This window comes from Arthrobacter sp. AL05 (genome assembly GCF_029960715.1).
Taxonomy (GTDB): domain Bacteria; phylum Actinomycetota; class Actinomycetes; order Actinomycetales; family Micrococcaceae; genus Arthrobacter.
Map to the genome: position 1 here is coordinate 385,661 of NZ_JASBRC010000001.1, position 22,747 is coordinate 408,407.

20 protein-coding genes and 1 pseudogene are annotated in these 22,747 nt (G+C 67.9%); 8 read left to right on the forward strand and 13 right to left on the reverse strand.

Annotated elements, in window-relative coordinates; genetic code table 11:
* Positions 1-18: 18 nt before the first annotated feature.
* The 6 genes from QK287_RS01835 to QK287_RS01860 all read right to left on the reverse strand — a co-directional run bounded on the left by QK287_RS01835 (position 19) and on the right by QK287_RS01860 (position 5,716).
* Positions 19-1,236, reverse strand: a complete 1,218-nt coding sequence (locus QK287_RS01835; RefSeq protein ID WP_226775296.1) for a HAMP domain-containing sensor histidine kinase — start codon at positions 1,234-1,236, stop codon at positions 19-21.
* Entirely contained in the window at positions 1,233-1,901 is a 669-nt protein-coding gene (locus QK287_RS01840) for a response regulator transcription factor (RefSeq protein WP_282358901.1), read from the reverse strand. Before QK287_RS01840 ends, QK287_RS01835 begins: the two co-directional genes overlap by 4 nt.
* A 152-nt stretch (positions 1,902-2,053) precedes the next feature.
* Entirely contained in the window at positions 2,054-3,514 is a 1,461-nt protein-coding gene (locus QK287_RS01845; RefSeq protein ID WP_282358902.1) for an MFS transporter, read from the reverse strand.
* A 138-nt stretch (positions 3,515-3,652) separates the two neighbouring features.
* The gene (locus tag QK287_RS01850; RefSeq protein ID WP_282358904.1) at positions 3,653-3,787 is read right to left on the reverse strand and encodes a hypothetical protein; all 135 of its coding nucleotides are present in this window, start codon (positions 3,785-3,787) and stop codon (positions 3,653-3,655) included.
* On the reverse strand, positions 3,787-4,509 hold the full coding sequence (locus QK287_RS01855) for an ABC transporter ATP-binding protein (protein ID WP_226775292.1): 723 nt from the start codon (positions 4,507-4,509) through the stop codon (positions 3,787-3,789). The genes QK287_RS01850 and QK287_RS01855 overlap by 1 nt, the downstream gene beginning before the upstream one ends.
* A gap of 73 nt (positions 4,510-4,582) precedes the next feature.
* A complete protein-coding gene (locus QK287_RS01860; protein WP_226775291.1) occupies positions 4,583-5,716 on the reverse strand; it encodes an ABC transporter permease in 1,134 nt (377 codons plus the stop codon).
* Between the two features lie 176 nt (positions 5,717-5,892).
* On the opposite strand from QK287_RS01860, the gene QK287_RS01865 reads away from it, so the two are divergent.
* Positions 5,893-7,230 (forward strand): sensor histidine kinase, encoded by a 1,338-nt coding sequence (locus QK287_RS01865; RefSeq protein WP_282358908.1) that lies wholly within the window; start codon positions 5,893-5,895, stop codon positions 7,228-7,230.
* On the forward strand, positions 7,227-7,886 hold the full coding sequence (locus tag QK287_RS01870; protein WP_226775289.1) for a response regulator transcription factor: 660 nt from the start codon (positions 7,227-7,229) through the stop codon (positions 7,884-7,886). The genes QK287_RS01865 and QK287_RS01870 overlap by 4 nt, the downstream gene beginning before the upstream one ends.
* Before the next feature lie 28 nt (positions 7,887-7,914).
* Here the strand turns inward: QK287_RS01870 and QK287_RS01875 are convergent.
* Together QK287_RS01875 and QK287_RS01880 are read right to left on the reverse strand one after the other, a co-directional pair.
* A pseudogene (locus QK287_RS01875) lies at positions 7,915-8,433 on the reverse strand (hypothetical protein); the annotation flags it as partial.
* 175 nt (positions 8,434-8,608) lie between these two features.
* A complete protein-coding gene (locus QK287_RS01880; RefSeq protein WP_226775288.1) occupies positions 8,609-9,640 on the reverse strand; it encodes an Lrp/AsnC family transcriptional regulator in 1,032 nt (343 codons plus the stop codon).
* Between the two features lie 150 nt (positions 9,641-9,790).
* Here QK287_RS01880 and QK287_RS01885 point away from each other — a divergent pair, with 150 nt between their 5' ends.
* Both QK287_RS01885 and QK287_RS01890 read left to right on the forward strand, forming a co-directional pair.
* Positions 9,791-11,050 (forward strand): M20 family metallopeptidase, encoded by a 1,260-nt coding sequence (locus QK287_RS01885; protein ID WP_226775287.1) that lies wholly within the window; start codon positions 9,791-9,793, stop codon positions 11,048-11,050.
* A gap of 22 nt (positions 11,051-11,072) precedes the next feature.
* Positions 11,073-12,362 carry an MFS transporter gene (locus tag QK287_RS01890; protein ID WP_226775286.1) on the forward strand — a complete coding sequence of 430 codons (1,290 nt, stop codon included), beginning with the start codon at positions 11,073-11,075 and terminating at the stop codon, positions 12,360-12,362.
* Positions 12,363-12,465: 103 nt separating this feature from the next.
* Here the strand turns inward: QK287_RS01890 and QK287_RS01895 are convergent, their stop codons facing one another.
* Positions 12,466-13,698, reverse strand: a complete 1,233-nt coding sequence (locus QK287_RS01895) for an MFS transporter (protein ID WP_282359042.1) — start codon at positions 13,696-13,698, stop codon at positions 12,466-12,468.
* A 187-nt stretch (positions 13,699-13,885) separates the two neighbouring features.
* On the opposite strand from QK287_RS01895, the gene trmB reads away from it, so the two are divergent.
* Both trmB and QK287_RS01905 read left to right on the forward strand, forming a co-directional pair.
* A complete protein-coding gene (gene trmB / locus QK287_RS01900; RefSeq protein ID WP_282358913.1) occupies positions 13,886-14,809 on the forward strand; it encodes a tRNA (guanosine(46)-N7)-methyltransferase TrmB in 924 nt (307 codons plus the stop codon).
* 140 nt (positions 14,810-14,949) lie between these two features.
* Positions 14,950-15,738 carry a DUF1206 domain-containing protein gene (locus QK287_RS01905; protein WP_282358915.1) on the forward strand — a complete coding sequence of 263 codons (789 nt, stop codon included), beginning with the start codon at positions 14,950-14,952 and terminating at the stop codon, positions 15,736-15,738.
* A 25-nt stretch (positions 15,739-15,763) separates the two neighbouring features.
* On the opposite strand, the gene QK287_RS01910 is transcribed toward QK287_RS01905, so the two are convergent.
* Both QK287_RS01910 and QK287_RS01915 read right to left on the reverse strand, forming a co-directional pair.
* Positions 15,764-16,447, reverse strand: coding sequence for a zf-HC2 domain-containing protein (locus QK287_RS01910; RefSeq protein ID WP_282358916.1), 684 nt, complete (start codon positions 16,445-16,447; stop codon positions 15,764-15,766).
* A complete protein-coding gene (locus QK287_RS01915; RefSeq protein ID WP_282358917.1) occupies positions 16,444-16,944 on the reverse strand; it encodes a sigma-70 family RNA polymerase sigma factor in 501 nt (166 codons plus the stop codon). The genes QK287_RS01910 and QK287_RS01915 overlap by 4 nt, the downstream gene beginning before the upstream one ends.
* A gap of 186 nt (positions 16,945-17,130) precedes the next feature.
* Between QK287_RS01915 and QK287_RS01920 the strand changes: the two genes are divergently transcribed.
* Positions 17,131-17,664 carry a hypothetical protein gene (locus QK287_RS01920; RefSeq protein ID WP_282358918.1) on the forward strand — a complete coding sequence of 178 codons (534 nt, stop codon included), beginning with the start codon at positions 17,131-17,133 and terminating at the stop codon, positions 17,662-17,664.
* Between the two features lie 47 nt (positions 17,665-17,711).
* Here the strand turns inward: QK287_RS01920 and QK287_RS01925 are convergent, their stop codons facing one another.
* Positions 17,712-18,575, reverse strand: coding sequence for a hypothetical protein (locus tag QK287_RS01925; protein WP_282359044.1), 864 nt, complete (start codon positions 18,573-18,575; stop codon positions 17,712-17,714).
* Between the two features lie 250 nt (positions 18,576-18,825).
* On the opposite strand from QK287_RS01925, the gene QK287_RS01930 reads away from it, so the two are divergent.
* A complete protein-coding gene (locus tag QK287_RS01930) occupies positions 18,826-22,311 on the forward strand; it encodes a DEAD/DEAH box helicase (RefSeq protein WP_282358919.1) in 3,486 nt (1,161 codons plus the stop codon).
* On the opposite strand, the gene QK287_RS01935 is transcribed toward QK287_RS01930, so the two are convergent.
* On the reverse strand, positions 22,301-22,747 hold the full coding sequence (locus QK287_RS01935) for a hypothetical protein (RefSeq protein WP_226775279.1): 447 nt from the start codon (positions 22,745-22,747) through the stop codon (positions 22,301-22,303). The two genes, QK287_RS01930 and QK287_RS01935, sit on opposite strands and share 11 nt — an antisense overlap.

A 22,747-nucleotide genomic window follows, 5' to 3' on the forward strand; every position in this document is an offset into this window, starting at 1 on the left:
CAGCGGCCGGCGAAGCGCTCAGGCAAGCGGCAGGGTGACCACAATAGAGGCCCCGCCCTCCGGTGGATGCGGCTCCACGCGCACGGTTCCGTGGTGCAGCGAGACAATCTCGGCCACAAGCGCCAGCCCAAGCCCGTAATGGCGCGGCTTCCCGGTGGCGGGAGCCTCGGGGCGGGCGGAGGCGAACCGTTCAAAGGCGCGCGCCTCTGTCCCGGCGGCAAAGCCGGCTCCGTCGTCGGTGACCCGAAGCACTGCGTCCCTGCCGCGGGTACTGACGCTGATGCGGACTGCGGTCCTGGCGTGGTCCAGTGCATTGGAAATGAGCGCGGTGAAGACCCTGCCCAGCGACACCGCGGACCCGCGGACGACGACGGGCTCCTGCGGGAACTCTGTTTCCAGCCGGAGGGACTGTGACTCTGCCTGCCCGCCGGCAAGGGCTGCGGCGCCGCCCCCGACGACACAAAGGTTGACCGGTGTGAAGTCTGCCGCTCCCCGGGGGTCGGCCGCCATCAGCAAGTCGTCCAGGATCCCTGTCAGCAGCTTTGAGTCATTGACGATGCCTTCGACGCCTTTCGCGATCTCCTGCGGTGCCGGAGCCGCACCGGAGCCCATCAGCCGCCGGCGCAGCAGCTGCGCCCTGGTGCTAAGCAACGTCAACGGAGTCCGCAGTTCGTGGCTGGCGTCGGCGATGAACCGGCGCTGCAGTGCCACACTCTCCACCAGCGGAAGCATGGCACGCCTTGCCATCCATACGGAAGCGGCTGCGGCGAGGACCGCGGCGGCCGCTCCGGCAACCACCAGTGCGAGGATCAGCCGGTCCGACTCCTCCTGCCGTTCTCGCTGGTCGACGGCGGCCTGGACCACCCTGCCGTCGTGGAAAGCGGTTAAAACGGCATAGGTCCGGCCCGCTACCTGGACTTTCCCCCGTTCGCTCCCGCCGGCCACACTCACGCGGGAGATGGCAGCGACGTCCGGCAGTCCTGCCGGCATGTTGCGTGAAACGCTCAGCTGGCCGTTGCTGGAGATGGCCAGGAAGACGTCCAGCGGGGCATCCCGGGTTGAGTCAATCAGGGTGGCCCCCACCAGTTTCCGGTTGTCTGCTTCATCGGCGCCGGCGGCCACGACGGAGAGCATAAGTCCACCCATAAGCGCGAGCAGAACCACGATAAGCGCAGCGAACTGAACGGCGAGCCGCACCACCGCGCCCTTCGAGTCAGTGCTGGCACGGGACCTCAACGGATTTCTCCGAGCCGGTAGCCGACTCCGCGGACTGTCAGCACCGAGGACCGGCCCAGTTTCTTCCGCAGGTAGTGCACGTAGGTGTCCACAACGCCGTCGTCGTCGGCATCCGGGAATACCGCGCTGACAAGGCCGTCCCGGGTGAAGATCTGGCGGGGGCTGCGGGCCAGCTGGGCCAGCAGCTCACTTTCCCGCTCGGACAGGACAATGACCGTTCCGGTGGCTGAGGTGACCGTGCGGCCGTCAACGTCCAGCATGCCGCCCGGGACCCGGACGGCGCCGGCCCGCGTCGGATGGCGGCGCAGCAGGGACCGCAGCCGGGCAAGGAGCTCGTCGACGTCGAAGGGTTTGCCCAGGTAATCCTCGGCGCCCCGGTCAAGGCCTTCCACGCGGTCCGCAGGATTGCTCAGCGCAGAGAGGATAAGTGCGGGGGCATCCACGCCGCGGTCCCGAAGCCGCTCAAGAACGTCCAGTCCTTCGATGGCCGGGAGCCCCCGATCCATCAACAGCACGTCGAACTCCTGGCTGAGACCCTCATGCAGGGCGCGTTGCCCGTCCTGGGCCAGCACCACGGCGTAGCCCTCGCCCGCAAGCAGCTCGCTGAGCATTGCGGCCAGGCTTGAATCGTCTTCCACCAGCAGCACCCTCGGCCCAACCGTCATGGTCTGAAGTATAGGTCCGGCGCCAGCGCCGGAGCCGTGCGCGGGTGCCGTGCGCGGCTGGCCCGCGGGGGTGCCCTGCGGCGGTGCCGTGCGGGGCTGGCCCGGCCACCCAGCTCGCGGCAACCGGGCAACATAAGGGCGGACGCCGGGCCCTAACCCTTCGACCTCCCCCGGCCGGGCCTCGCCGATGCCTGCGGCGCGGCCACCCGCGGGGCGACCACGACGACGGCGGCGGCGATCACCGCTGTAAGCGCGAAGACGCCGGCAAAGGAGGCCGCCGGCGCGCCCGCCGTGGTGAACGCGGAAAAGACAATTCCCGTGGTGGCGAGGGACAGGGCACCGCCGAGCGAGTCGGAAATGGACATCGCGGAGCTGTTGAAGCCCTCGTTCTGCTTGCTGGACAGGCCCAGGGTCATCACGCTGAGGCGGGCGTACATCAGCCCCATGCCGCCTCCGGCGAGTACCCACGCGGCGATCGCGACGACGGCTGGCCAGCCGAGGACCGTGGTCACCAGCACCAGGGCGATTGCGGCAAGCACCAACGCCGCGCCGATTCGGACTGCTCGGCGGTGATCCAGGCGCTCCCCGAGCCGGCCCTGGACTGCGGAGCCGGCGGCCCAGGCGACGGCGCCGCCGGTCAGGGTGAGCCCGGCGAAAGTGGGTGTGAAGGAGTATCGCTCCACCAGCAGGTAGGGCAGGTAAACCTCGGCGCCGAAAAACGAAGCAGCCGCTAAGCCGCGGGTGAGGATGACGCTGGGGAGGCCGCGTTGGGCGGTCAAAGTGCCCTGCGGCACCAGCGGGCGGACGGCGATCAGGGCCACGGCCACGGCGGCAACGGCCACGACTCCGCCGGCCACCGGAAGCCGGACGGAGAGGTTCAAGCCGAGGACGGCGAGCGCCGCGAGGGTAGCCCACGCAAGCCGGCCATAGCCCCAGGCCTTCCGCGCACCGCCAGTGGACATGTCCACCGGCGGTGCGCCTTCCGGGATGTCGGCGTCGGGCGTGCCGTGCAGTCCGCGCAGTGCCGGCACAATCATGAGCAGGGCCGGAACCACAAGCCCCACTACGCCCAGGAAGACCCAGTGCCAACTGGCCAGCTGCGCCACGAGGCCGGCGGCGAAGGGGCCCACCAGCGAAGGAATCACCCAGGCCGCGGAAAAAGCGGCGAAAATCTTCGGGTGCAGTGCCCGCGGATAAACCCGGGCGATCACGACATACAGCGCCACCGTAATTGCGCCGCCGCCGAGGCCTTGGACCAGGCGGCCTGCCACGAGGGCCGGCATACTCCCGGCCGTTCCGGCGGCCAGCAGCCCAACCGCAAACATGGCCACGGACGCGTACAGCGGCCCCACCGGGCCGTGCCTGTCAGACCAGTTGCCAGCGGCCACCATGCCAATAACGCCCGTGGCGAACGGCCCGGCAAACGCCAGGGCGTAGAGGGCAGCCCCATCCAGCTCACGGCTGACCACCGGCATGATCGTGGTCACCGCCAGCGATTCGAAAGCGGCCAGGAACACCAAGGCGCAGGCACCCAGGGTCACGAGTAAATAGTCGCGGTCGAAGATGCCTGCTGAATTTAGGCTCGAAACGCGGGCGGGTCGGAGTGCGGGCATGGCCTGATCGGTGGTCAGGGACGCAGCTCTAAAACATCAACCAAAACTGAGGTAGTGCCGGTCCGGGGGTTTGCTGGAGCTTTCAACGAATAACGCCAGAAGGTTAAGGGAAGCATGCCACAGCAGGCCCTTCGCGCCCTAGCGCGGGATTCCCGGCTCACGCTGCCGCAGCGCCAGCGCGGCGGTCACGGCCGCGGACGGCGAATGCAGCCATTTAGTGAAGCTGGCGTCCGGCGCTTCCAGGTTTAAAGTCACATCCGGGGTGCTGGGCATCAGACGGTGGTCAGCACGGGGGCGGTGAGCTTGCCGTCGCGCATGGTGGCGACCGAGTCGGTCAGCGGGACGAATTCGGTGTCGTGGGTGACCATAACGGTGGCGACCATAAAGTCGTCGGTGACACGGCGCAGGAGCCGGACGATCGAGCCGCTGCGTTCGTGGTCCAGGGCCGCGGTGGGTTCGTCCACGAGCAGGACCTTGGGATCGCCCATCAGGGCGCGGGCGATGTTGACCCGCTGGCGCTGGCCGCCGGAGAGCTGGTGCGGCCGTTTGTCCGCACTCGAGGAGAGTCCGACGACGTCGAGCAGTTCCGCGGCTTTCGCACGGGCGGCTTTGACGGACTTTCCGCGCAGGTGATCGCCGATGATGAGTTGTTCGGCGGCCGTCAGGGACGCGAGCAGGTTCGGTTGCTGGAAGATGATGCCGATCTTCTCCCGACGCAGCGCGGTGAGGTCCTTGTCGCCGAGCCCGGTGGCGTCAGTTCCGTCGATGATCACGAGGCCACGGGTGGGGCGGACGAGGGTGGCGGCGGCGGCGAGGAGACTGGATTTGCCGGAACCTGACGGACCGACGAGGGAGACCATCTGACCCGCCTGTACGGTGAGGTTCACGGCGTCAAGGGCCTTGATGGTTCCGTCCCCGTCCGGGTATTCGAGGCTGACGTTGACGAGGTGGAGGGGACCGCGCTCGGAGGTGCGGGAGCTGGAGGTAGAGGACATGGTGTTGTTTCCTTTCAAAATGTGCACGGGCCGGGATCTGCGCTGCGGACGCGGCCAGGCGTCCGGGGAGGTTTTAGTTCCCGCCGAGGGCGATGAGGGCGTCGACCTTGGTGACGCGGCGGACCGCCAGCGCCGCTCCGGCAAGGCCGAGGGCGATGATTCCAAGGATGGGCAGGAGTGTTGTTGCGGGGTTGACCAGGAAGGGGGCTGCCTGGGCGGCGAAGAAGCCGCCGAGGATGCCGATCCCGCCGCCGAGTCCGGCCCCGGCCAGCAGCACGACAGCGGCCTGGGTGATGGCGTCACGCAGGATGTAGGCACTTGATCCGCCCATCGCCTTCAGCACGGCGATGTCGCGGGTCCGCTGGACGGTCCATACGGTCAGGAAGGCCACGATGACCAGGGCGGAGATGCCGTAGAGGAACGCCTGCATCAGAAGCAGGGAGCCGTTCTCGCTCTTGTAGGACCCCAGTGCCTGGAAGGATCCGGTGCGTGTCGCACTTACGGTGCGGGCTGCTGCGTTCGCGGCTGCCTCGTCAACGGAGGCGCCGTCGTTGTAGGTGACGGCGGCGACGGTTCCGAGCTGCTCCGGGTCGCTCAGGTGGGCCAGCTTCGACCAGGCGGGAAGCGCTGTCCAGACGACGCTGGTGTGCGAGTACCACTGGTCCTCGACCACTGCACTGACGGTCAGTTCGATTCCCCCGACGCTGGCCCTGTCCCCGATTGTCATGGAAAGGGCTTTGGCGACGGTTTTGCCGATCACCACGGTGTCCGCGGTGACCCGGGACGGCGCCAGCCGGGCGTCCGGCGAGACACCGAAGACTGCGACGTTGGTGGTGCCGGTACCCGCCCCGGTATCCGCGGCCACGGCCTGGAACCGGGTCTGGCTGATGCCCACTGCCTCCGCGTTCCGGACGCCGGCCCGGTTTCTCCAGCTGTCGAGCTGGGCGGCGGTGACTTCGCTTTCGGTGAAGGAGGCCTTGGGCTCGTTGGTGCCCGGGGCGCCAAAGACGATGCTGTCCACTGCCTTGGCGTCGACTCCCCCGCCGTTGGTGGCGCCGAGTTTGTCAATGGCCGACGTCGACTGGTCGCCCAGCCCGGCTGTGAGTCCCGAGAGCATAACGAGCAGCAGGGTGATCAGGGCAACGACGCCGCCCATCAGGGCAAACCTGCCCTTGGCGAAGCGGATATCGCGGATGGCAAGAAACACGTTTGTTCTTCTTTCAGTGGGTGAGGCGGTGGCCGGAAAAGCTCCTAGATCCACTCTCCCGCGGGCAGGCGGCGGCGCCATCGTGCAGTTGATTGAGCCGCGGTCGAAGAATGGTTGAGCCCCGGGTCAACCATTTGATTGATCCGGCCCGGGCCGGGCAGGCATAAGCTGATCCAATGCCTGCCACGGAACCACTCCACGCCCGGAACGGGACCGGTCTTAGCCGACCCGGCGACCCGCTTCGCGGACTGGACGCTGCGCCCTCCGTTGCGATCCTGCGCGTACTGAGGGTCACCCTGCACGTCGGCTTCGCCGCCCTGCTCGGAGTGGCTGTCCTGAGGCTCCTGGTGTCCAATGAGAGGGACCCCGGGCGGTATGCCTTGGCCGGGACAGCGCTTGTTCTGGCCGGGGTTTACCTCACCGGCACCATGATGGAAAAGCGCTTCGCCGCCGGCAGCACAGCGCGCGATCCGCGCCGCTACGGTGTCCTGTGGCTGGGAATCGTCACCGCTTTGTGGGCCCTCCTGCTGGCCGGAAGTTCCGACTTCGCATGGCTGGCTTTCCCGCTCTTCTTCCTGCATTTGCACCTGTTGCCGCGACCGGTGGCGCTGCCGATGATCGCGCTGATGACGATCGCGGTGATTGCGGCCCAGTGGGGGGCCAGCGGACTTCCCGCCCCGCAGCTCGCCGTGGTCCTTGGTCCGCTGTTTGGCGCGGCGTTTTCGGTCGTGACCGGGCTGGCCTACCGTGCCCTGTACCGCGAAGCCGAGAACCAGCGCCGTGCAGCCGATGAACTCCGCCGGACCCGTGCGGAGCTGGCAGCAACCCAGCACGACGCCGGTGTCCTGGCCGAACGCGAGCGGCTGGCCCGGGAAATCCACGACACCCTTGCCCAGGGGCTCTCCAGCATTGTGCTGGTGGCCCGCGCGGCCGAAAAGTCGCTCGCCGCCGGGGACACGGCCACCGCGGCGGCACGTTTCGCGCTGGTGCAGCAGACAGCCTCGGAGAACCTCGCCGAAGCCCGGAACTTCGTCCGCGGACTATCGTCCCCTCATCTGCAGGAAACCTCCCTGGTGGAAACCCTTCGCAGGCTCTGCGACACCACGGAGACCAGCTCCGCGGCCGGGGGCGTTGGGCTGCGGTGCCGGTTCGAGCTCGACGGGACCCCCGCGGAGCTGCCGCAGCCGTACCGGGTGACCCTGCTCCGGGCAGCCCAGGCCAGCCTCGCCAACGTCAGGGACCACGCGAAAGCGGGCAACGCAGTTGTGACCGTCGCGTTTCTGGGCAGTGAAGTCACCATGGACATCTACGACGACGGCATCGGCTTCGACCCCGCCGGGTTGGCTGCCCGGATGAACGAACGGACGGATGGAAGCGGTTTCGGAATCCGGTCACTTCAGGAAAGGGTCACGGCGCTCAACGGCTCGCTCGAGATCGAATCAGCCCCCGGGGAGGGTACGGTGGTGGCCATCCGGCTGCCACTGGACGACGCCCCGGAGAGGGAACAACAATGAACGAGATCCGCATCCTGCTGGTCGATGACCACCCCGTTGTCAGGGCGGGGCTGCGGGCCATGCTCACCGAATTCGAGGGCATCTCGGTGGCAGCCGAAGCAGCCGACGGCGACGCAGCGCTCAAGGAACTCAAACGGTTGAAAACCCTGGGCGACCGCGTGGATGTTGTGCTGATGGACCTGCAAATGGGCGCAGGCATGGACGGAGTCACAGCGACCTCGCAGATCAAGCTGCTGGAGGCCGCCCCGCCGGTCCTGATCCTGACCACGTACGACACGGATGCGGACATCCTGGCCGCCGTCGAGGCGGGGGCCAGCGGCTACATGCTCAAGGATGCACCGCCAGAACAGATCCGGCAGGCCGTGCTGGCTGCCGCCGCCGGACAGACTGCCCTGGCTCCCAAAATAGCGGCCCTGCTGATGAACCGGATCAGCAATCCCACAGCTGTCCTCACGCAGCGGGAGGTCCAACTGCTGGAATTGCTGGCGACCGGGCTCAGCAACCGCGCTATCGCGAAACAGAGCTTCATCTCGGAGGCAACCGTAAAGACGCACCTGGTGCACATCTACGGCAAACTGGGTGTGGACAACCGCACCGCAGCCATCGCGGCAGCAACCCGGCGCCGAATCATCCGGGCCCCCGGCCAGCAAGGATAGGACACCCTCGGCGCTCTTTCCGGGTCCGTCAGCCTCCGACGAAACGGTTCCGCCCGGCCCGGTAGCCGAACACCGCGGCCAGCGAACCAACCGCGAGGAAAATCACACCGGCCGCCGCGAAGGACCCGGTAGCCTGATGCAGCTGGCCGACCATCAGGGTGCCGGTGGAACCCACCCCGTAGCCCACACCCTGCATCATGCCGGACAGGTGCGCCGCGGTGTGCCCGTCGTTCGCGCAGGATCGGGGCCAGCCAAGCGAAAACGCTGAAGGACATCATGGCTTGGAGGACCATAAAGAGGGTCACCTGCCATGCCACCGCCGAGCGCCACACATTGACGCCGCCGCGCGAAGCGTGGTGGGTGCCGTGGGGCTGCCTGATGGCCAGCGGCACAAACAGCAGAAGAACAACGCCGGCGGGCAGCGCCCAGAACCGCAGCGCCGCGGTCCATTCCCGGTCGCGCTGAAGACCGGGTAGGTGAACCCTGCGCCAAGCGCAGCGGAGGCGCAGATCGCGGTGGTCTAGAGCCCGCCCATCAGGCCGTAGCGGCGGTGGAAAATTCCGGCCATTTCCGGAGCGCGCTCCTCGCGGGATGGCGGGCTGGCAGCGGGGCTCAGGGATGAAGCTTATGCGAACGGCGTCTCCGGCGGGAGCCCGCCGCGGGCAGCAACCTGCCACGGCCCGCAGCCTGGCGCCGCGCCGCGCGGGCGGGACCCCGCCGGTTCAGCCGGCCGCGCCGATCCCCTCGGCAGGAACGACGACGGCGCCGCTCGCCCGGGAATCCGGGTTCAGCATCCAGCCCACGCGCTTCACGGTGCGCAGCATGACCACGCTTTCGACGAGCACGATCCCGGGCACTTTTTGCTGCAGGACCAACTCGATGCTCATAACGTCCGCCAGGGACTGCAGCCACATAATGATCACAAAGTTGGTCGGACCAGTGGTGGACGCGCTGAGCCGCACGTTCCGCATCGTCTTCAACTCAGCGGCCGCTTCCTCATGCCGCCCGGCCGGGACATTGACGAACCACTGGCAGGTCACAGGGAACGCCGAGAAGCGCTGGGCGACCTCGCAGCGGAACGACAGGATCCCGCTGGCGAGCACCCGGTTCAGCTGTCGCTGCACGGTGGCGGGGTGCCTGCCCAGCCCTCGGGCAATGTCCGCCGCCGTCGCCCGCCCGTCCTTGGCCAGGTAAGGCAGCAGCGCCAGGTGGCTGGCCGGCAAATCGTCCCTGGCGGCGGCCCGGACGACACCGGGGGCATCCGGGCCGGCCATCGCCTTAACAGCGGCCTGCTGGGCCCGGCTCAGAACATTCAGCCGCCAGGTGCCGCCGCTGGCGTGCAGCCTGGTGCACAGTGCGGTCTGGTACTTGATCAGACCGTCGATCTCCTTCAAGCGCGAAACCACCTTGGTGCTGAAGTCATCCAGCGAGGAGGTGATCACGGTCAGCATGAGGTCCCGGTTGCTGGCGGCCTCCTCCACCGTGATGATCTCCGGCATCCCGGCGAGTTCGGCGGTGACTTCCCGGCGCCGGTGCATTTCGCAATCCACTGCGACGAACGCCAGGCACATCTGGTGGGGGTCGCCGATCAGGTGGGCCGTGATCCAGGAGACGCCGGCGGTCCGCAGCCGTTCCCAGCGGGCGGCGAGGGTGGTGGCGTGGACCCCCAGCACGTCCGCCGCATCCGCCCAGCTCAGGCGCGGCGCTATCTGCAGGACGTTGATCAGCGCAAGGTCATCCTCGCTGAGTTCCATGATTTCCCTCCGGCGATGCACGAAACCTGCGATAGGCAGTGCATTTTGCATTTTTTCAGGCCTTTATGGCCCTGTGAGGCAGGTCACTCCAGAATAGACCCAAGACCCCGCCGGGCCGAACCCGGCCGAACCGAACCTAAAGGAGACCACGTGCCGATCACCGCAGACGCCCGCGAAATGCAGGCGGATCTTGCCCGCTTCCGCCACGAGCTGCACCGGGAGCCGGAAATCGGGCTGACGCTGCCCCGCACCCAGGAGAAGGTGCTCCAGGCCCTCGACGGGCTCGGCTATGAGATCACGCTCGGCCGGGACACGACGTCCGTCACCGCGGTCCTGCGCGGACAGGCTCCCGGCGCGGACACCCGCCCGGCCGTGCTCCTTCGCGCGGACATGGACGGCCTGCCGGTGCAGGAAAAAACCGGCGTGGACTTCACCTCCAGGATCGACGGCGCCATGCACGCCTGCGGCCACGACCTGCACACCGCCATGCTCACCGGCGCCGCGACCCTCTTGGCCGAACGCCGGCACCGGCTGGCCGGCGACGTCGTGCTGATGTTCCAGCCCGGCGAGGAAGGCTTCGACGGCGCCAGCCACATGATCCGGGAAGGCGTCCTTGACGCCGCGGGCCGACGGGTGGACGCGGCCTACGGCATGCACGTCTTTTCCGCCCTGGAACGGTACGGCACGTTCTGCACCAAGCCCGGCGTGATGCTCAGCTCCTCGGACGGCCTGACGGTCACCGTGCTCGGGGCCGGCGGCCACGGCTCGGCCCCGCACTCGGCCAAGGACCCGGTCACCGCGGCCGCCGAAATGGTCACTGCCCTCCAGGTCATGGTCACCCGCCAGTTCAACATGTTCGATCCCGTGGTCCTGTCGGTGGGCGTGCTGCAGGCCGGCACCAAGCGCAACATCATCCCGGAAACCGCCCGCATCGAGGCCACCATCCGGACCTTCTCCGAGGAATCCCGGCAGAAGATGATGGAGGCCGTGCCGCGCCTGCTCAAGGGCATCGCGGCGGCGCACGGGCTCGACGTGGACGTCGACTACCAGCAGGAGTACCCGCTCACCATCACCGACGAGGACGAGACCCGCACCGCGGAGACCGTCATTGAGGGCTTGTTCGGCGATTCCAGGCTCGCCCGCTGGGCCACCCCGCTGAGCGGCTCCGAGGACTTCTCGAGGGTCCTCGCCGAGGTCCCCGGCACGTTCATCGGGCTGAGCGCCGTTCCCCGCGACGCCGACCACGCCACCGCCGCGTTCAACCACTCCCCGTACGCCACGTTCGACGACGGCGTGCTGGCCGACGGGGCCGCGCTCTACGCGGAACTCGCCGTTAGCCGGCTCGCCGCGCTGGCAGCAGCCGGCCTTCCCGGCGCGGGCGACACCGCCGCCGCCTCCACCCTTTCCTAACCCCACCCCCGAGGGAGAAACCATGACCGCCACCACGTCCGTGCCCACGGCACCCCGGACCTCCACCCGCAAAACGATCATCGGCACCGGCATCGGCAACGCCGTCGAATGGTACGACTGGGCCATCTACGCCACGTTCACGCCGTTCATCGCCAGCCAGCTCTTCAGCAAGGCCGATCCCGCCTCGGCCGTGCTGTCCACGCTGGCGATTTTCGCCGTCGGCTTCGTGGCGCGCCCTTTCGGCGGATTCCTGTTCGGCTGGATCGGTGACCGGATCGGCCGCAAGGCGTCCATGACCCTCGCAGTCGGCCTCGCCTCGGTGGGCAGCTTGATGATCGCCGTCGCGCCGACCTTCGCCACCGTCGGCGCGTGGGCGTCCTTTATGCTCCTGGTCGCGCGCCTCGTGCAGGGCCTGGCGCACGGCGGCGAGCTGCCATCGTCGCAGACCTACCTGTCGGAGATGGCGCCGAAGGAACACCGCGGCTTCTGGGCCACCCTGATTTACACCTCCGGCACAGTCGGGATTCTGCTCGGTACGCTGCTCGGCGCCGTGCTGAACATGGTCATGAGCACGGAAGTGATGAACGCCTGGGGCTGGCGGATTCCGTTCCTGGTCGGCGCGGCCATGGGCCTGTACGCGCTGATCATGCGGTCCCGGCTGCCCGAGACGGACGTCTTCGCCGGTGAAGCCCTGGCGGAGAAGCGCGCGCCGATCTGGCCGCAGATCGTCCGGCACCGCAAGCAGGCGCTGCAGGTCATCGGCCTGACGGTCGGCCTGACCGTGATCTACTACATCTGGGGTGTCGTCGCCCCCAGCTACGCCACCACGGCGCTGAAGATCGACCGCGGCGAAGCGCTCTGGGCCGGCGTGATCGGCAACATCGTCTTCATCGCCGCGCTGCCGTTCTGGGGCAAGCTCTCGGACCGGATCGGCCGGAAAAAGGTGCTGTGGGCCGGCGCGATCGGCGCAGGCATCATGCACTTTCCGATGACCGCCCTCCTCAAGGATTCGGCCTGGCAGCTGGCCGTAAGCATGTCGGTGATGCTGATCTTCATCGCCGCGAGCGCGGCAATCGTCCCCGCCGTCTACGCGGAGCTGTTCCCCACCAGCATCCGCACGGTCGGCGTCGGCGTCCCGTACTCGATCTGTGTGGCCCTGTTCGGCGGCACCGCGCCGTACCTTCAGCAGTGGCTGGGCACGAGCCTGCAGATGCCGCAGCTGTTCAACATCTACGCCCTGGTACTGCTGGCCATCTCCGCCGCCTTCGTCTTCACCATCCCGGAAACCAAGGGCAAGGACCTCACCGCCTGACCCGGTGCGGCGCCGGTTGCTCTATCAGTTATGGCTGTTCTGAAGGCTCAGAACAGCCATAACTGATAGGGCATCGTGTGGTGCGGGGAGGGCAGGGGTTAGGTCAGCCGCCGATGAAGCGGTTCCGCCCGGCCCGGTAGCCGAACACCGCGGCCAGCGAACCAACCGCGAGGAAAATCACACCGGCCGCCGCGAAGGACCCGGTAGCCTGATGCAGCTGGCCGACCATCAGGGTGCCGGTGGAACCCACCCCGTAGCCCACACCCTGCATCATGCCGGACAGGTGCGCCGCGGTGTGCCCGTCGCGGGTGCGGACCATGATCATGGTGAGCGCGACGGCGGTCAGGCTGCCCTGGCCCAGGCCCAGCAGCCCGGTCCACAGCCAGATCAGCTCGAGCGGGCCGAAAATGCTCAGCGCGAAGCCGCAACCGGTCATCAGCGCCACGACGGTGTTGATGGCCCGCTGGTCCCGGAACCTGGTGGCGAGCGCCGGGGCGAACAAGGAACCGAGCATCTGCAGAACGATTGAGACGGAGACGATCACCCCGGCCGTGCCGCCGTCCACCCCTCGTTCGCGCAGGATCGGGGCCAGCCAAGCGAAAACGCTGAAGGACATCATGGCTTGGAGGACCATAAAGAGCGTCACCTGCCAGGCCACCGCCGAGCGCCACACATTGACGCCGCCGCGCGAAGCCTGGTGGGTGCCGTGGCGTTGCCTGATGGCCAGCGGCACAAACAGCAGAAGGACAACGCCGGCGGGCAGCGCCCAGAACCGCAGCGCCGCGGTCCATTCCCCGGTCGCGCTGAAGACCGGGTAGGTGAACCCTGCGCCAAGGGCAGCGGAGGCGCAGATCGCGGTGGTGTAGAGCCCGCCCATCAGGCCGAGCCGGTGCGGGAAGTCACGCTTTACCAAGCCGGGCAGCAGCACGTTACACAGCGAGATCGCGGCACCGCAGGCCGCCGTTCCGGCCAACAAGGCAGGCAGGTGCCCGGCGCCCCCGGCCTCCAGCGGCCGCAGCAGCAGCCCGGCAGTGAGCACCGCCATGGCGCCGAGCAACACCCGCTCGGCCCCGAAGCGGCGGGCCAGGACCGGCGCGAGCGGCGCGAACACACCCAGCAGCGTCACCGGCACGGTGGTGAGGACGACGACGGCCCAGCCCGGCAGTCCGGCGTCGGCCGTCACCTCGGGAAGCACCGCGGAGAAGCTGGAGAATACGGTCCGGAGGTTCAGCCCGATCAGGACCAGGCACACGCCCAGATAGGCCAGGGTGCGGCGGCTGCCGACCCGGGTGGGCTCCGCCGCGGGAACGTCATCGATTTCGGCGTCCACGAGCAGGGCCCGACGGTCGGCGGCATCGTCGCCGCCGGCGGCATCGTCGCCGCCGGCGGCGGAATCCAGGGAGCTTTTCGGTACGGTCACGGACCCCATTCTGGCAGGCCTGCCAACCAACCGCGTCCGGAACACCCGGTCCGGCAATACCGTCAGCCCGGCCGGGCGCCGGAACTCCACTATTCTGGAAGGGATGAGTGAATCCCCAGAATCCCCCGAAGTGCCGCAGCCATCGCGCCCAATAACCCCCGGCAGCCAAGCCTCCTTCGGCACGTATGGCGGGCGCCCGGTCAGTTTTGTGCGCCGCGGCACCCGCCTGCAGGGCCGCCGGCAGGCGGCCTGGGAGGAACATTCCGACCGGTGGGCGATCGATGTCCCCCGGCACATCGCCAACACCTCCGTGCACCCGGACTACGTCTTCGACGCCGAAACCGAATTTGGCCGCACAGCCCCGCTGATCGTGGAGATCGGCTCCGGCCTGGGCGACGCCGTCTGCCATGCCGCCGAGGAGAACCCGGACACGGACTTCCTCGCCGTTGAGGTCTACACCCCGGGCCTGGCCAACACGCTGGTCAAGATCAACAGCCGCGGCCTGCGCAATGTCCGAGTGGTGGAGGCGAATGCCCCCGAGGTACTGGCCACCATGCTGCCGGCCGGTTCCGTGACGGAGCTGTGGGTCTTCTTCCCGGACCCCTGGCACAAGTCCCGGCACCACAAGCGCCGCCTCATCCAGCCGGCCTTCGCTCAGCTGGCAGCACGGTCCCTCAAACCCGGCGGCCTCTGGCGGATTGCGACGGACTGGTCCAACTACGCCGTGCACGTCCGCGAGGTCCTGGCTGACTCCCCCGACTTTGAGAACCTGCACGACGGCGAGCGCAGCGGGGCGCAGAGCCCGCTCACGCAGGTATGGCAGTCCGGTGTCGAAGCCCTTGTGGGCGGGGCGCCGGTCAAGGAGGGCCGGGCACCTGTCAGCACCGAGCACACCGGCCCCAACGAGGGCACCGACGACGCAGGCGGCTGGGCCCCGCGCTTCGAGGGCCGGATCCTGACGAGTTTCGAGAACAAGGCCCATGAAGCGGGCCGGCTCATCTTCGACCTCAGCTACCGGCGCCGCTAGGACAGACACCGCTGTTCCCGGCCGCCTCCGCGTGGCACGATAACGGGAGATGCACGAACCGGTCGGAACCCACGTCCGGCAGAACCACCAAGCAAGTTGAGGGGCCCGCCATCAAGAGAGAACTCAAGGACGCCGCCGACGTGGCGGAGAACATCACCAACTCCCGTGCGCTGGAACTGGTGGCCCGTGCCGGTTTTGCCGTGAGCGGCATCCTGCACCTCCTCATCGGCGTCGTTTCGATCCGGCTCTCCATGGGTGGTGAGGGCGAGGCTGACGTCAGCGGAGCCGTCGAACAGCTCGGCAGCCAGCCGGCCGGCCCGTTGCTGCTGTGGAGCTCCTTCGCCGCCTGCGTGGCCCTGGCAATCTGGCAAACCAGTGATGCCATCTTCGACTTTGAGCACCTGCAGGCGAAGAAAAAGGTGGGGAAGAAGCTCAAAGCAGCCCTCCAGACCGTTGTCTACGCCGGACTCGCCGTCACGCTGTTGTCCTTCGCCAGCGGCGCAGGCAAGGACCACAGCACGTCCACGAGCGATCTCACGGTGACCGTTATCCAAGCCCCCGGAGGCTATCTGCTGCTGATCGCCGTCGGCGCAGGGATCGGAGTCGCCGGAATTGTCTATGCCATCCGCGGCTTCCGGCAGTCCTTCCTCAAGCACCTCCGCCTCCCGGCCCCGCGGCAGGCAAGGACGGCGGTGACCATCCTCGGCGTCGTCGGCTACGCAGCGAAAGGCATCGCCTTGCTGCTGGTGGGCCTGCTGGTAACCATTGCCACCGTGAAGGCCCACCCAGAGGAGTCAACCGGACTCGACGGCGGCCTAAAGGCCCTCCGCGACCAGCCGTTCGGTGTGTACATGCTGGCCGCCGTCGGCGCTGGCCTGATCTGTTATGGCATCTTCATGATGGTGCGGGCCAAACTGGCGAAGATGTAAGGCCGGAGGCGCCCGGACCACCCGCTCATCCCTGCGGCACGGCTATGAAGGCCACCGTTTGTTGCTGCCCGTTGCGCATTTCAATGCTGGCGATGTTGGCCAGCTGCACGGGCGTGGCACCGGTGATCCGGACCCTGCCGCTGGGCGTGGCCGTCCACGCGCAGGCTCGGTCCTCGGTGCCGGCGCTGTCCTTCACCCAAAGCGAGAAGGTGCCCTCCAGCGGCAGGCTGCGGCCGTCGACGGAAAGCTCGGTGCCCCACGTCTTTTTGACCATCCCTACGGTGATCTGCGGTCCGTCGCTGGCCTGCACCGAGTAGCTGGCGTCCGGTTTGGGCGGCGGGTTAATCAGCGGCGCAGCGAGGATTCCCAGGGCGAGGCAGGCCGCTGCCGCCGCCGCGAGCGCCGCGGTCCAGCGGCGTCGTGCCTGCCGGCGCCGGCTGGACAGGTCGTCGAGCATCCGTCGCGGTACGCCGGCCGGGGCGGGAGCCGGCTGCTCCGGTTCCCGCCCCGCCGTGGCCGCGGCGCCGAGGGCGACGGCGTCGGGCACCGGAAGCGCGTCCAGCAGTGCCGGAAGGCTGGCCAAGTCGTCAAGTTCCTGCCGGCACTCCGCACAGCCGCCCAGGTGCTGTTCGAAGGTTAGGGCCTCCGCGGGCGCCAGGCCGCCGAGCAGGTAGGCCCCGAGCAGCTGGTGCACTTCGGAGCCGCTCACCGCTGCACCCCCATCTCATCCAGGATCGTCCGGAGGGCCCGGACGGCGTAGAAGGCCCGGGACTTGACTGTTCCGCTCGGGATATTCAAACTCTTCGATGCCTCCTGGACGGTGAAGCGGCGGTAATGGAGGGCCACGAGTACGTCCCGGTGCTCGGTGCTCAGCCGCATCAGGGCCTCCTCCATCAATACCCGGTTGAGGAGGTCGTCAACACGCTCCTCCCCGCCGGCCAGGTCAGCCAGATCGCGGTCAGTTGTCTCGCGGGGACGGCGCTGGGCCTTGCGGTAGTTGTCGATCATGATGTTCCGGGCCGTCCGGAACAAATAGCTGCGCAGGCTTCCCGTGATGTGCGGAGACTGCTGCCAGACCCGCAGCACGGTCTCCTGCACCACATCCTCCGCCACCTGCGGGTCCCGGCAGGCGCTGAGGACAAAGCGCCTGAGGGCCGGCCCGTGGTCGCGGTAAATCGCTGCCACCACCTCTTCGTCCAGCGGCATGACGGGCCTCCAGGACTCGTAGGGTTCTGCGCTTGTACCCTAGGACGCGCGGATCCCTGGAACGGTTCACTCATCCCGGTTCCGGGCAGCAGCCCAGGGATTACTGTGAACCATTCTGCCCCCGGCGCCGTCGTAACGGGTAGCTCCGGCCTGGCAAGTTGGCCGGTTTGAGTCAAGGAGCAGCAGATGAAAAAGCACTACAGCGTTGGCCTGTCCGCTTTTGCCCTGGCAGCACTACTCTCGGGCTGCGCCGGCAGCACTGCCACGCCCACGTCGCCCTCGGCCGCCACTACGCCGTCCGGCGGCTCCGCAGCGAGCCCGGTACCGGTTTCCGCCCCAGCACCGGCGGCGTCCACCCCGGACCTCAAGGTCACGGATTCCACCGCTGGCAGGATAGTCGTTGACGGCAAGGGCCGCAGCGTCTACTACTACACCAAGGACGCCAAAGACTCTGGGACCAGCACCTGCACGGGCGGCTGCATTGCCGCGTGGCCGCCGGTCCTGGCAACCGCTGACGCCCCCGCGGTTGACGGCGTTGCCGGCACCGTGGGGACCATCGCCACCCCGGAGGGCAAAAAACAACTGACCATCAACGGGATGCCGGTGTATTACTACGCCAAGGATCTGGCCGCCGGGGACATCCGGGGGCAGGGGGTGGGCAGCGTCTGGTACCTCGTGGCGCCTTCCGGTGACATGATCACCGGCACGGCGGGGCAATAACTGCCGGACAGCAGTTAACTGCCGGCCGCGGCGCCGGACTTTCCGGCTTAGTCGTCTGTGGCTTCGAACTCAACGGCAGCCAGAATTTCCTTCGTCTCGGGGTGGATCATAACCGCTTCCTGGTCATCGTCGAGCATCAGGAATTCACCCTGGTCGGTGGTGAAATGCCATGCCAGGGTGGTCTGGCCGTCGTGGTCGTAATTGGGGTCGCCCATGGTGATCTTCAGCAGGGTATGCCCGGCCACCTTGCAGAGCTCGCGGATGATTACCTCGAATTCCGGCGCATCCAGCAGTTCGTCCTCGGCGGCCTCGGCCTGGCGCTCCGCCAGGTTCGGGACCCGGGACACGCGCTCGGCGATGTGCTGGTCCAGTTCTTCATCCGCCAGAAGCAGAAGGTCTGTCTGGCCGCGGAGCCAGGCGGCGTTGAGCGCGATGATGTCTTCGGTCTCCAGCAGGGTTTCGAAGTCGCCGTCGAGCTCTTCCAGGACCCGGACGGCGTCCGGTACAACACCGTCCGGTACAACACCGTCCGTGCCGCCGTCCAGATCCGCATCCCCGTCAAGGTAGGCATCGCTTTCCTCCTCGGTGAGGGAGTCAAAGGCCGCTGCGGTGCGGTTAAAGAGGTCCAGGTGCGCGGCGGCCCCCATGTCTTCCAGCCCGGCCCGGACGTAGTCGTCAATGACCGTGCGTTCGGGCGCGGTAAACACGTACTGGGCGAACCCGCCGCCCAGCGACTGCGTCAGATAGAAGTCGACGTAGTAGCTGCGCAGTGCGTTCGGTGCAATTTCCTCGACATCGAGCAACTCCGCGTACATGGCGTTGACCACCTCGACGTTCGCGTCAACGACGTCCGCGTCGCTGCCGCTGATGATCGCCTTCGGCAGGACCGTCGCGTAACCGGTGGCGGGCATGGTGGTGGAAAGGCCGTTGCTCATGGGAAATCCTCACTGCTGAAGGCGGGTGACGCTCCGTTCCCCTTTACGGTACGTGGCACCACCGGCAGCGCGGTTGAGCCGAAGCTGAACGTCCGGCGAAGTTTGGGTGTCCCGAACGGAGTGCGCGTCCGGCCGGTTATCCACCTGGCCGGACGCCGCAGTCCGGGGAGTCCTGCCAGGCTCGCTAAGATGGAGCAGATGACCAACTGCTGAAAGTAGTACGCACATGCCATCCCATCCGGACGAGAGTGCGGCACTGGCAATACAGACCCCCGCGATCAACGACCGCTCCCTTGCGGCCGGGCTTGCCTACGCCATGGGGAGCCGTGTTTCCGGTATTTCCTTCGATGCCGCCACCGGCCTGATGCTCGGCAAGGTCCGCGGCGGATCCGATGTGCCCTATTCGACGACGGCGAAACTGGTCCGTAAGGCGGGCGGCTGGAGCTGCACCGTGGGCGTGTGCAGCTGCCCGGTCCGTAAGGACTGCAAGCATGTGGCCGCGCTCCTGTTCACGGCCGAGGACAACCCGGCGATCCGGGTCCAGCTGTTGACCCCCGCCGACGGCAGCCGGCTGTCCCGGCAGGCACCGGTGCTCGAGGTCCCGGACTGGGAACAGGCGCTGAGCCCGCTGATCTCGCAGCCGGGAATCACCCAGTCCACCAACGGAATTCCGCTCGCGCTCCAGTTCGAGATCGAGGAACCGGCCCCGCACTTCTCCTACACCGGACGCCGGGATCCGCTGCGCAGCGTGCGCCAGCTCAAAGCCCGCCCCGTGATCATGGGCGCGAAGGGGAAGTGGATCCGCGGCGACGTCTCCTGGAACACCCTGAGCTACTTGAGCTACCGGCGCGAATGCAACGAGGCCCACGTGGAGTGGATGCAGGAGTTCCTTGCCGCCCACACCGCCCAGGCCAACCGCCAGCATGGTGGAACCGGGCTGTGGCTGGGCCTGAACACCTACGCCGGCAAGAACCTGTGGAGCCTGCTCACCCGGGCCCGGAAGATCGGTGTCGCGCTGGTGCACAGCCGCGGCCAGGAGCCGGTGCGGCTCGTGGAGCAGCCCGCCGCCGTCGGGCTCAACCTGACCCGGTTCGGCCCTGGGCCGGTCCCGGCCGAGGCCGACGGCGGCGGCGGCGGACCCGCGGCGCCGGCACCGGCCGGCGACGGCGGTGGGCTCTCGCTCGCCCCCACCATCACCGTGGAGGATGAGGTGGTCGATCCGGCAACCGTCGGGACCATCGGACGCCCGGCGCACGGAATCTTCCTCACCTCCGGGCCGGACGCACTGCCCGGTGCCGCGACCACTGACACCATCATCACGCTCGCACCGCTGGAAGGCGGCCTCAGCGAGGAGCTGCTGACTTTCGTCACGGCCGGCACCACGCTGCACATTCCAGCCCGGGATGAGAGCCGCTTCCTGACCGGTTTTTATCCCAAGCTCAAACAAAGCGCCCGGGTCACGGCTTCCGACGAGTCAGTGGAGCTCCCCCAACTGGCCCTTCCCACCCTGTCGCTGTTGGCCAACTACGGCGCCGACCACCGGGTCCGGCTGCACTGGGAATGGCACTACAAGTCCGGCAAGCTCGTTACGGCCCAGCCGCTGTGGCGTCACCCCGGCGATCACGGCTACCGGGACGACCCCGCCGAGGCCCGCATCCTGGAAGCCGTCGGACAGCCGTGGGATGTGGTGCCGGCCCTCGGCGAGTCGGCCACGGGCGGGTGGGGAACACCCCGGCTGGCGGCTTCGGCGGAACTCAGCGGCCTCGACACCCTGGCCTTCACCGAAGAGCTGCTCCCCTTGCTCCGCGACGTCCCCGGCGTCTCGGTGGACACTGCCGGTGAGATCGCCGACTACCGGGAAGCCGAAGAGGCGCCGGTGGTGGCGATTTCGACCAAGGCCACCGACAGCCGGGACTGGTTCGATCTTGGCATCGTGATCACCCTGGAAGGCCAACCGGTCTCCTTCGCGGCGATGTTCTCCGCCCTCGCCGCGGGCCAGACACGCATGCTGCTGCCCAGCGGCGCCTACTTCTCACTGGACCTGCCTGAGCTGCACCAGCTCCGGGCCCTCATTGATGAGGCCCGTTCGCTGCAGGACAACAAGGACGCCCCGCTGCAGATCAGCCGCTTCCAGGCCGGGCTCTGGGACGAACTGGCTCAGCTCGGCATCGTGGACGAGCAGGCAGCCGCCTGGCGTGAGGCTGTCGGCGGGCTGCTGGAAGGCGGCGTAAAGGGGCTGCCGCTGCCGGCAACGCTCAACGCCGAGCTGCGCCCCTACCAGCTGGAAGGGTTCAACTGGCTCAGTTTCCTCTACCGGCACGGACTCGGCGGCGTGCTGGCCGATGACATGGGCCTCGGCAAGACGGTGCAGGCGCTGGCACTGATCTGCGCCGCCAAGGTCGCGGCAGGGGTCCCTGCCGAAGCACTCGACGGCGGCGCAGCCGCCGCGCCTGCCGGCGCGCCCCCCGGCGCTGCGCCCTTCCTCGTTGTTGCCCCGACAAGCGTCGTGGGCAACTGGCAGGCCGAGACCGCCCGGTTCGCCCCGGGCCTGACAGTGCGCGCCATCAGCGAAACGTTCGCCAAGAGCGGCTCCGCTCCAGCCGAGGCGATGGCCGGAGCGGATATCATCATCACCTCCTACGCCTTGTTCCGGATCGACTACGAGGCCTATGCCTCCAAGGAGTGGGCCGGGCTGGTCCTGGACGAGGCCCAGTTCGTCAAGAACCACCAGTCCAAGGCCTACCAGTGCGCGCGGAAACTCCCCGCGGTGTTCAAACTCGCCATCACCGGCACACCGCTGGAGAACAACCTGATGGAGTTCTGGGCCCTCACCTCGATCGTCGCACCGGGGCTCTTCTCAAGCCCGAAGCGGTTCGCCGAGTACTACCAGAAGCCGGTCGAAAAGAACGGGGACAAGGCGCAGCTGGACAAGCTCCGGCGTCGGGTCCGTCCGCTGATGATGCGGCGCACCAAGGAACAAGTCATCCACGACCTGCCGCCCAAGCAGGAGCAGATCCTCGAGGTTGTACTGAACCCGCGGCACCAGAAGGTCTACCAGACACACCTGCAGCGCGAACGCCAGAAGATCCTGGGCCTGATCGAGGACGTCAACAAGAACCGCTTCACCATCTTCCAGTCCCTGACCCTGCTGCGGCAGCTCAGCCTGGACCCCTCGCTGATCGATCCCTCGCTCTCCGGGGTCCGGTCCAGCAAGCTCGATGTGCTTTTCGAGCAGCTCGACGACCTTGTGGCGGAAGGGCACCGGGCCCTTATCTTCAGCCAGTTCACCGGGTTCCTCGGCAAGGTCCGGGAGCGGCTTGTCGAGGAGAAGATCGAGTTCTGCTACCTCGACGGCAGCACCCGTAACCGCACCGACGTCGTTAATGAATTCAAGAACGGCGCCGCGCCGGTGTTCCTGATCAGCCTCAAGGCCGGCGGTTTCGGCCTGAACCTGACGGAGGCTGACTACGTGTTCCTGCTGGACCCGTGGTGGAACCCGGCGTCGGAAGCCCAGGCCGTGGACCGGACCCACCGGATCGGGCAGGCCCGCAACGTTATGGTCTACCGGCTGGTGGCGAAAGACACGATCGAGGAGAAGGTTATGGCGCTCAAGGCCAGGAAGTCCCAGCTGTTCGCCGACGTGATGGAGGGCGACGCGCTGACCGGCGGGGCGCTCACGGCCGAAGACCTGGCCGGGCTGTTCACCGACTAAGCCACGGGCGTCGCCGGAGCCGTGCCAGTAGCGTCGCGGCGAGCAGCGCCGTCGTCAGCTCCAGGGCAATGACTGCCAGCAGCGCCCCGGCACCCGACGGCGGCGCTTCGGCCACAGCAGCGGCATGGTGGCTATGGCTGGCGCCCCCGGTCCCGGGCACCGCGCCGAGAAGCAGGACCGCATGCACCCCGGTCATCGCCAGCGCCGAGGCCATCACCTGCCGCAGCGGCCGGGCCGGGCCCTGCCGCCAGATGTGTACGGCGCACGGCAGGCACACCGCCACCATGGCCAGCATCAGCACGTTCAGCGCAGTCCCATGCTGGTTCCCGGCAACAAGCCACAGGTGCGCGAGGCACGACCCCGCCGTCACGGCGGCGCAGATCCTGGCGTGCAGGACCACACCGGCGATGCCGGCCATTCCCCCCGCCACTGCCAT

Coding starts and splice junctions, on each gene's coding strand:
- QK287_RS01840 (WP_282358901.1), bottom strand. CDS start 1,901: ATGACGGTTGGGCCGAGGGTGCTGCTGGTGGAAGACGATTCAAGCCTG.
- QK287_RS01845 (WP_282358902.1), bottom strand. CDS start 3,514: ATGCCCGCACTCCGACCCGCCCGCGTTTCGAGCCTAAATTCAGCAGGC.
- QK287_RS01850 (WP_282358904.1), bottom strand. CDS start 3,787: ATGCCCAGCACCCCGGATGTGACTTTAAACCTGGAAGCGCCGGACGCC.
- QK287_RS01855 (WP_226775292.1), bottom strand. CDS start 4,509: ATGTCCTCTACCTCCAGCTCCCGCACCTCCGAGCGCGGTCCCCTCCAC.
- QK287_RS01865 (WP_282358908.1), top strand. CDS start 5,893: ATGCCTGCCACGGAACCACTCCACGCCCGGAACGGGACCGGTCTTAGC.
- QK287_RS01870 (WP_226775289.1), top strand. CDS start 7,227: ATGAACGAGATCCGCATCCTGCTGGTCGATGACCACCCCGTTGTCAGG.
- QK287_RS01880 (WP_226775288.1), bottom strand. CDS start 9,640: ATGGAACTCAGCGAGGATGACCTTGCGCTGATCAACGTCCTGCAGATA.
- QK287_RS01890 (WP_226775286.1), top strand. CDS start 11,073: ATGACCGCCACCACGTCCGTGCCCACGGCACCCCGGACCTCCACCCGC.
- trmB (WP_282358913.1), top strand. CDS start 13,886: ATGAGTGAATCCCCAGAATCCCCCGAAGTGCCGCAGCCATCGCGCCCA.
- QK287_RS01915 (WP_282358917.1), bottom strand. CDS start 16,944: ATGCCGCTGGACGAAGAGGTGGTGGCAGCGATTTACCGCGACCACGGG.
- QK287_RS01920 (WP_282358918.1), top strand. CDS start 17,131: ATGAAAAAGCACTACAGCGTTGGCCTGTCCGCTTTTGCCCTGGCAGCA.
- QK287_RS01925 (WP_282359044.1), bottom strand. CDS start 18,575: ATGCCCGCCACCGGTTACGCGACGGTCCTGCCGAAGGCGATCATCAGC.
- QK287_RS01930 (WP_282358919.1), top strand. CDS start 18,826: ATGCCATCCCATCCGGACGAGAGTGCGGCACTGGCAATACAGACCCCC.
- QK287_RS01935 (WP_226775279.1), bottom strand. CDS start 22,747: ATGGCAGTGGCGGGGGGAATGGCCGGCATCGCCGGTGTGGTCCTGCAC.